Source organism: Romboutsia sp. 13368, assembly GCF_018336475.1.
In the GTDB taxonomy this organism is placed as follows: domain Bacteria; phylum Bacillota; class Clostridia; order Peptostreptococcales; family Peptostreptococcaceae; genus Romboutsia.
Window position 1 is genome coordinate 289,533 of the sequence record NZ_CP048741.1, and the last position, 9,192, is coordinate 298,724.

The 9,192-nt window shown below is 25.4% G+C and carries 8 protein-coding genes (1 of these 8 cut by a window edge); 7 read left to right on the plus strand and 1 reads right to left on the minus strand.

Annotated features, from left to right (window positions below):
* The 7 genes from G3997_RS01145 to G3997_RS01175 all read left to right on the plus strand — a co-directional run.
* Nucleotides 1-817 carry the 3' portion of an NEAT domain-containing protein gene (locus tag G3997_RS01145; RefSeq protein ID WP_442971220.1) on the plus strand. It extends 65 nt beyond the left edge of the window, so 817 of the gene's 882 nt are visible here — the last part of the coding sequence; its start codon lies beyond the left edge, outside the window; its stop codon occupies nt 815-817.
* A complete protein-coding gene (locus tag G3997_RS01150) occupies nt 792-1,337 on the plus strand; it encodes an NEAT domain-containing protein (RefSeq protein WP_296646788.1) in 546 nt (181 codons plus the stop codon). Before G3997_RS01145 ends, G3997_RS01150 begins: the two co-directional genes overlap by 26 nt.
* A gap of 164 nt (nt 1,338-1,501) precedes the next feature.
* The gene (locus G3997_RS01155; protein ID WP_296646791.1) at nt 1,502-2,257 is read left to right on the plus strand and encodes a DUF4405 domain-containing protein; all 756 of its coding nucleotides are present in this window, start codon (nt 1,502-1,504) and stop codon (nt 2,255-2,257) included.
* Nucleotides 2,258-2,647: 390 nt separating this feature from the next.
* Nucleotides 2,648-4,777, plus strand: a complete 2,130-nt coding sequence (nrdD, locus tag G3997_RS01160) for an anaerobic ribonucleoside-triphosphate reductase (protein WP_296646792.1) — start codon at nt 2,648-2,650, stop codon at nt 4,775-4,777.
* A gap of 16 nt (nt 4,778-4,793) precedes the next feature.
* Nucleotides 4,794-5,297 carry an anaerobic ribonucleoside-triphosphate reductase activating protein gene (nrdG, locus tag G3997_RS01165; RefSeq protein WP_296646795.1) on the plus strand — a complete coding sequence of 168 codons (504 nt, stop codon included), beginning with the start codon at nt 4,794-4,796 and terminating at the stop codon, nt 5,295-5,297.
* Nucleotides 5,298-5,312: 15 nt separating this feature from the next.
* Nucleotides 5,313-5,777 carry a dUTP diphosphatase gene (dut, locus tag G3997_RS01170; RefSeq protein ID WP_296646800.1) on the plus strand — a complete coding sequence of 155 codons (465 nt, stop codon included), beginning with the start codon at nt 5,313-5,315 and terminating at the stop codon, nt 5,775-5,777.
* 158 nt (nt 5,778-5,935) lie between these two features.
* Nucleotides 5,936-7,390, plus strand: coding sequence for a DEAD/DEAH box helicase (locus tag G3997_RS01175; RefSeq protein WP_296646803.1), 1,455 nt, complete (start codon nt 5,936-5,938; stop codon nt 7,388-7,390).
* Nucleotides 7,391-7,501: 111 nt separating this feature from the next.
* Here G3997_RS01175 and G3997_RS01180 read toward each other — a convergent pair whose 3' ends face one another.
* Complete coding sequence (locus G3997_RS01180) at nt 7,502-9,028, minus strand: hypothetical protein (RefSeq protein WP_296646807.1); 1,527 nt, start codon at nt 9,026-9,028, stop codon at nt 7,502-7,504.
* Nucleotides 9,029-9,192: the final 164 nt, after the last annotated feature.

The following is a 9,192-nucleotide window of genomic DNA, read 5'->3' on the forward strand; positions in this document are numbered from 1 at the left end:
TGTATTACCACATAGTTTTTCTGTAGGCGTTTCATTAGATGAATCTAATACATCTCCAGAATTAAAAGTAAGTAAAGATAAAATATCTTTAAATGTAGGTGATACATTTGATGCTAAAAACTACATAGATGGTATAGCAACAGCAACTGATAAAGAAGATGGAGATTTAACTCAATATATAACTGCTTCAAGTACATTAGAAACAAATGATGATGGAAAAATAGAGACAGCAGGAAATTATACACTTAAATATTCTGTTTATGATATAAATGGAGAAACTACAACTAAAGAAATATCAATAGAAGTTTTAGATAAAAAAGTAGAAGATACAGAAAATGATAAAGAAGAAACAGATAAAAATGAATCGACTTTAGAAAATGGTAAGTATACAATAAAAAATAATACAACTTACTCAGGAACTAGTTCGATGGGAACTAGTATGGTTAGAAACTCATTAAATGAAGTATCATACATAGAAGTTAAAGATGATGGAATATATCTTACTCTTGAGTTTAATAAAGATCTAATTGATCAAATGAAAAATCTAAAAATATCTGTTGATGGAGCTACAGTAAATCCAACTATAGATGGAACAAAGTATACATTTAAAGTTAAATCAATAGATTCTGTTATAGGAATATCTGCAAATATAACAGCTATGAATGGAATGGCTATAAACTATACTGTTGGATTAGAAGAGTCAACTATTAAAAAAGTATCATCTTCAACAAATGGAGCAACAAATAATGGTTCAACAAACAATGGTACTACTAATAACGTAACAACAAATAATGGTGTATCTTGTAACAACAAATAATGGTGTATCTTCAGAGACAACAATAGAAGAAGAAACAGTTGTAGCAGGAAAAGTATCTACTATGAAAAATACAGTAGACCATGAAAGTGAAACTGGAAAAACAATGGCTAGAACATACTTAAATGAAGTATCTAAGGTTGAAGAAATAAATGGACAAAAATATGTAACATTAACATTTACAGGTTCAGAATTTATGAAAGACCATGCTATATACGTAAATGGAAGTAAAGTTTCTCATACAGTAACAGCTAAATCAGGAGATAGTATAAGTTTAAGATTTAAAGTATCTGATTTCAGTGATACAATGAAAGTTCAAATGTATGTAATACCAATGGGGAGAAATATAGAATTTACAGTTAAATTATTACAAGATACAGTAGGTGAATGGAAAGAAATTACATCAAGTGATTTAGAAACTCTTCCACAAACTGGATCAGTTATAGATGGAACGATGGCTGTTGGAGTAGGAAGTTCATTAATGGCATTAGGTGCATTATTAAATAGAAGAAAAAGAAAATAATTTTAATTGATATAGCACTAGGGATATATCCTAGTGCTTTTTAATTAAACAAATTATGCGAATATATTTATAAATTTAACTATATCAAAAAAGTAGAAAGTAGTGCAAAATATAAATGAAATTGAAAACTAATATCAATAAAATATATTAAGAAAGGTGAYATAATGAATAAAAAAAATATTATTAAATTTACATTAGATATAGCTATGGCTATATTATTTATAACTTTTTTCAATAAAAACTTAGTAAGTTTTAAATTCCATATAATAGGTGGATATGTATTTGCTGGATTTATATTATGGCATATGTATTTAAATAGAAAGTGGATAATAAATATAAGTAAAAGATTATTTGATAAAAAAATAAAACTAAGAGTAAAAATATCGTACATATTAAGTTTTATTTTATTAATAAGTATTTTTTCAATAATCGCAAGTGGGGTTCTTATGATGAAAGCTCAGACTTACGATAGAGTAATGTTCTGGAAGATGCTTCATTTCGGAGCTTCATATTTATCAATAGCTTTAATTGGTATACATATAGGTCTTTAYTGGAACTTTATAATGAATATGTTCAAAAAAATATTTAAAATTAAGCAAAGTAATAGTGTTGGTAAAATATTAGTAAATGCATCTGTAATTGTAGTATTAATATTTGGTATATATACTACATATAAAAAAGAATATTTCAAGCAAGTAGCAAATACATTAACATATGTCGTTCAACATATAGAGCCACAAGATTTAGAACAGCCAGAAGGTAATAACTATCAAAAGGAATATGCTACATTTGTAGATTTAGCGACGACATATGGATCAATAATATCTATATTTGGTATAGCGACTTATTATGGTGATAAGGCAATAAAAGAACGCAATAAATCAAAGATAAATAAAAATAATAATAAAAAAGTAGCATAAATAGAAAAGAATAAAAAAATAGATATGTATTATACATATCTAWATTATTATCTAAAAATAAGAAATATAGAGTATTAAATATAAAGTGTATTAATTTTCTTAAATTATAAAAACAGAATAGAATTTTGTAAAAAAATATAAAAAATATTGGGAAAAGTATTGACAAAAAAATAAAAGTTTACGTTTGAAAAAGTACTTGATACTACACTATATATAGTATAAAATAACTAATATAATACTACATATAGTACTCGCAATTAAAAAATGACAAACCCCTCTTAAAACTTTTTMTATATTATATTTCGTAAAATAAAAATAATATTTTGCAATAAAATTCTACTTTTATTTTACAAAATATAATATAGAAAAAGTTTTAAGAGGGGTGTTTTTATGATTAAGAGCTTAAATATTATAAAGAGAGATGGAAGTATTGCAAAGTTTAATAAATGTAAAATAGAGGATGCAATATTTAAGGCTATGAAATATGGAAGCGGAATATATGAAGAAGAAATAGCTAAAAGTATAGCTAATGAAATTGAATTAAAATCATTACAAAAAGAAAATACTCCAACAGTATATCAAGTTGAAAATATGGTATATGATAAACTAATAGAGTACAAGCATGAGTTAACGGCAAAAGCCTATGAAGGATATAGAGCGGTACAATCATTTAAAAGAGAAGTAAATACTACAGATGAAAGTATAATAGGACTTTTAAATAAAAGTAATGAAGAAGTAATAAATGAAAATTCTAATAAAAATGGTGTATTAGCTTCAACTCAAAGAGATTTAATAGCAGGAGAAGTATCTAAGGACATATCTAGAAGAAAGATAATACCAGCACATATAGTTCATGCTCATGATGAAGGAGTTCTTCATTATCATGATATGGATTATGCAATGCAATCAATTCATAACTGTATGCTTATAAATTTAGAAGATATGCTTCAAAATGGAACTGTAATAAATAATAAATTAGTTGAGTCACCAAAGTCATTTAGTACAGCTTGTACTATAGTAACTCAAATAATAGCTCAAATAGCGAGTGGTCAGTATGGTGGAAATACTATAACAATAAAACATATAGCACCATTTTTAAGAGTTTCTTATAATAAATATTTTAATAAATATAAAGAAAAGTATTCTGAGGAAATAGCAAGTGAATTAGCAGAAGAAAGAATGCTAGAAGAATTAAAGTCAGGTATACAGACTATAAGATATCAATTATCAACTCTTCATACGAGTAATGGTCAATCTCCATTCTCTACTATATATTTAGAAATAGAAGAAGGTCATGAGTACGAAAAAGAAATGGCTTTAATATGTGAAGAGATGATAAATCAAAGATTAGAAGGAATGAAGAATCATAAAGGACAGGTTATAGGAGAAGAGTTCCCTAAGCTTGTTTACTTACTAGATGAACATAACTGCTTAGAAGGCGGTAAGTATGATTACATAACTAAGCTTGCAGCTAAGTGTAATACAAAAAGATTAGTTCCTGACTATCAAAGTGCAAAAATAATGAGAAGAAATTATGAAGGTAACACATTCCCACCAATGGGATGTAGAAGTCACCTTTCTCCTTGGAAAGATGAAAATAATCAATATAAATGGTATGGAAGATTTAATCAAGGAGTGATAAGTCTTAACTTAGTACAAGTAGCATTAACAGCTAATAAAGATATGGATAAGTTCTGGGAAATCTTAGATGAAAGATTAGAATTATGTAAAGAAGCTTTAATGGTTAGACATAATTTATTATTAGGAACAAGTTCAGATATATCTCCAATACATTGGCAACATGGTGGAATAGCAAGACTAAAAAAAGGTGAAAAAATAGATTCATTATTAAAAGATGGATATTCAACTCTTTCACTAGGATACGTAGGCGTATATGAAATGACACAAGCAATGCTTGGAGTTTCTCATACAACTAAAGAAGGAGAAGAATTTGCATTAAAAGTAATGCACTATTTAAATGATGTTTGTAAAAAATGGAAAGAAGAAACTGGACTTGGATTTGGACTTTATGGAACTCCAGGTGAAAGTTTAACTTCAAGATTCTGTAGAATAGATAAACAAAAATTTGGTGAAATAAAAAATGTAACAGATAGAATGTATTATACAAACTCATATCATGTTCATGTAACTGAAGAAATAGATGCTTTTTCAAAGTTACAGTTTGAATCTCAATTCCATGATATAAGTTTAGGTGGATGTATAAGTTATGTTGAAGTACCGGATATGAGTAAAAACTTAACAGCGGTAGAGCAAATAATAAATTATATATACCACAATATTCAATATGCTGAAATAAATACAAAACCGGACGTATGCTTTAAATGCGGATATGAAGGTGAAATATTATTAGATAATGATTTAGAATGGTATTGTCCAAACTGTGGAAATAGAGAAAAAGAAGAAATGCAAGTTATGAGAAGAACTTGTGGATACATAGGTTCTAATATGTGGGGTAAAGGTCGTACTCAAGAAATAGGACAAAGAGTACTACACTTATAAGATTGGAAGTGATTATATGAGGTTTTCTAAAATTAAAGATAACGATATAGCAAATGGTATTGGTATAACAATGTCACTTTGGACTCAAGGATGTCCACATCATTGTAAAGGATGCTTTAACCTTGAAACATGGGATTTTAAAGGAGGAGAAGAATTTACAAATGAACATTTAAATTATATCTTAGAAAATATAAATAAGAATAATATAAAAAGGAATTTGGCTATATTAGGAGGGGAACCTCTTTGTCCTCAAAATGTTAAAGGTGTAATACAGCTTTGTAAACAATTTAAAAAACATTATCCAGATAAAATAATATATTTATGGACAGGTTATGTAATTGAAGATTTTACTTTTACTCAAAAGAAAATATTAAAATATATAGATGTATTAGTGGATGGTAGATTTGAAGAAGATAAGAAAAATTTATCTATTATGCTAAGAGGTTCTTCTAATCAAAGGGTTATAGATGTAAATAAATCATTAAATCATAATGATATAGTAATGTATGAGGTTAGTTAAAGAGGAGACATTAATATGATAATGAACGTTAAAAAGATTAATAAAGATGCTGTAATACCAATATTTGCACATCCGACAGATAGTGGATTTGACCTATTTACAAGTGAAGATATAACTGTAGCAGCTTCAAAGAAAGCTATAGCAAAAACTGGTTTAATATTTGAAATACCTCAAGGATGGGGAATACAAATAAAAAATAAATCAGGAATAACTGTAAAAGGAGTACCTACGACTTCTGGAACTAATGCAGATATAACAGTATTTGAAGGTACTGTTGATATGGATTACAGAGGTGAACTTGGTATAATGTTTAAAAATGAAGAAGATTTTGAAATAACTATACCAAAGCATACTAAGTTAGCACAAGGCGTGTTAAGAAGAGTTTACAATTGTACTTTTGTAGAGGTAGAAGAAGTTAATGATACAGTTAGAGGTGAAGGTGGATTCGGATCTACTGGAACAACTGTTGATAAAAAATAATAAATTTAATTAATAAAAAGGTAATCTTAWWTTAAAATTAAAAAAGACATATTATGTAAGGTTAAGTTTTTTGTTATCAGTTAATAAAATATAAATATTTTGGTAATATAGATAAAGATGTAATATTAGATTTAAATAAAAAACAAGGACGGTAATAAATGAGTAAAAAATTTCAAGATTTTAATTTAGATAAACAAATAATAAAAGCATTGTATAACTTAGATTATAATAAACCTTCTAAGGTCCAATGTGAAGTTATACCTAGACTTTTAAATAGAGAAGATGTAATAGTAAAATCTAAAACAGGTAGTGGTAAAACAGCTAGTTTTGGAATCCCAATATGTAATAATATTGATATAGAAAATAATAATGTTCAAGCTCTTATAGTAGTACCAACAAGAGAATTAGCACTTCAAGTAAAAGAAGAGATATCAAATATAGGAAGATTAAAAAAGGTAAGATGTAGTGCTATATTTGGTAAGCAACCAATAAAAGAACAAATAAGAGAGTTAAAACAAAGAGTGCATATTGTAGTTGCAACACCAGGTAGGATAATTGACCATATAGGTAGAAATACTATTAATCTAGAAAATCTAAAATATTTTATTATAGATGAAGCAGATAAAATGCTTAATAAAGGTTTTATAGAAGATATGGAATTTATGTTAAATAAAGTACCTAAGAAAAGTTCCATAGGACTATTTTCTGCAACTATAGATAAAGAAATAGAGTACATTTGTGACAAATATATGAATACTTCAAAAACATTAGAAATTGAGTATAATGAAGAATTGAATAAAAAACAGATAGATGAAAACTTATTTATATCTAATGAAAATGATAAGTATGAAAATTTAAAAAAAATAATATATAAAGAAAATCCAAAATCATTAATAATCTTCTGTAATACAAGAGATAAAGTAACTAAATTATATAGAAATATGAAAGATGATGGATTTTTAGTAAAAGAACTTCATGGAGATATGTCTCAGGATAAAAGAATATTTGTAATTAAAGATTTCAAGCAAGATAAGTTTAATATACTTATAAGTACAGATGTAGCAGCTAGGGGTATACATATAGATGATATTTCTTTAGTAATAAATTATGATGTTCCAAGAGATAAGGAAAATTATATACATAGAATAGGTAGAACTGGAAGAAAAGATAAATATGGAAAAGCTATAACTATAGTAACTAATAAAGATGAAAAGTATATTAAAGAAATAGAAGACTATATAGGATATAAAATTAAGGAACTACAAGAATTAAAATGTGAAGAAATAATAGAAGGTAAATTAAACTTTGAAAAAAGCTCTAAAGATATATTAAAAAATAAAAGAAATAAAGTAAAAAATGAAGATATCCATAGTGAAGTAACAAAAATATATATAAATGCAGGAAAGAAAAAGAAAATAAGGGTTATAGATATAGTAGGTGCATTTAGCAATTTACCAGGAATAAATAATGAAGATATAGGTGTTATTGAAGTTCAAGATTTATGTTCATATGTAGATATACTTAATCATAAGGGCGATGCTTTGGTAAAGAAATATAAAGAAATAAGCATAAAGAAAAAGATGGTTAAGTTAAGAAAAGATAGACAAAATTAAAATAAGAATATTGAACTTAAATAATAAAATTATCTATTATAATTATAGAAACTTATAATTTTAGGAGGGGTATAATGACTAAACCATCAATATATCATAGTNNTTTTTATTTTAATCTATATTTTCACCAAAACTTTCACTTATAAGTCTAGTATAACTTATAGATTTAGAAATTCTATCGAGGATTTCTTCTTTATCACTTATAATTATATCTGTGCCAGTATTCCATATTTTATCAAATAAATTAGTACACATATTTTTAAATTCAGTATCACTAATTATAAAATAATCATTTTTGCCTGATTCAGGATGAGCTTTTGTAAATTTTAAATTTTTTGATAAATATAGAGATGGATTTTGCTTATATTTAAAATCATCAATAAAATCACCATCAACGAGTCTTATTTCAACATCATCTGATTTAGTAAGAATTTTTTCTATATATTCTATGTGTCTCTCTCTTTCCTTAAATGTAAGAGTTACGGGTGTATTAAAAAAATGTAATTTTCCTGAAGACATATACTTTCTTAACTCTGATTCAAAGAGTAAGACTCTTAGTTTAGATTTATATGTAACATTTTCTAGGAATACACTTATTTTTTTTAATTCATTAATTATTTTATTGTTATGGCCAAATAATCTTTCAGCAATTTCCATAAATAAATCAGATGGCATAAAAAACTCATTAATAGAACCAAGAATACATCTTAAATCATTATTCATTATATATTGTATATATGTTTGATCTTCAATCATTGATGAAGGGTCTTTTCCATAACATAAAAGTTTACCTTTATTTTTTAATGTATATTTGATATTTGAATAAAATTCTTCAACTAAATATCTATCTTTTGAACTAGTAGTAAATAAACATTCACCTTCTTCAAAGAATATATTAGTGGATAAGAACTTATCCTTTATAGCAAAAATAACTGTATTTGAACTTAAGTTACAATTATATATTTTAAAGTTTAAAGATGGATAAGTAGAAATTAAATTTATTCCTAATAATGTATTTATAATATCATTATTATCTTTACCATCACCCCTTAATCCTATTAAAAAGCTAGCTTTTACATTAGTTTTTTTGCTTATTACATATAAAAATTCTTTTAAATCATATAGTGCTATTTTATCTTTATGATTTAAATAAACCAAGTTTAAAGAAATTAATATTTCTATACAATCCTCTTTATCAGATATATTATTTAATTCATTAAAAAAGGTATTATAAACAATATTAGGTTTAACAATAGACATACTATTGTAATATTCTTCAGAATGAGTGGTTTTAGGTAAATTTTGAGGAGATTTATTATTCTTACTTGATGTGTTAATATAAACATCTTTTAATATTGTTTCAATGTATTCACCTATGTATTCTTTACTGCTATCAGTAGGAATTTCAAAGTATTCAATTATATTATTTGATATTGATTCATCTAATGAATCAATTATAAAGTCTGAAATATTTTTACAAATCTCATTTATTCTTTTAGAACTTGGTAAGTGTGTAGATAATATCCATTTATTTATATAAGACACATCGTACCCTATAAACTTAGCTAAACTACTTTTCTTTTGATTGGATAAATATAATAATTTTTCTAGTAGATTTCCAAATGTTATGTTTTTCAATTTAAGTTTCCTCCATAAGAAGATTGTATATTAGATTATACTATAATTAATATTATAATCTAATGTATAGTTTTTATTTTAAAAAAATAATAATATTTATAATTATATTTAAATATAGTCTAAAAATCAAGAATTAAGGAAATTAGGAATTTAGCGTTAGATCG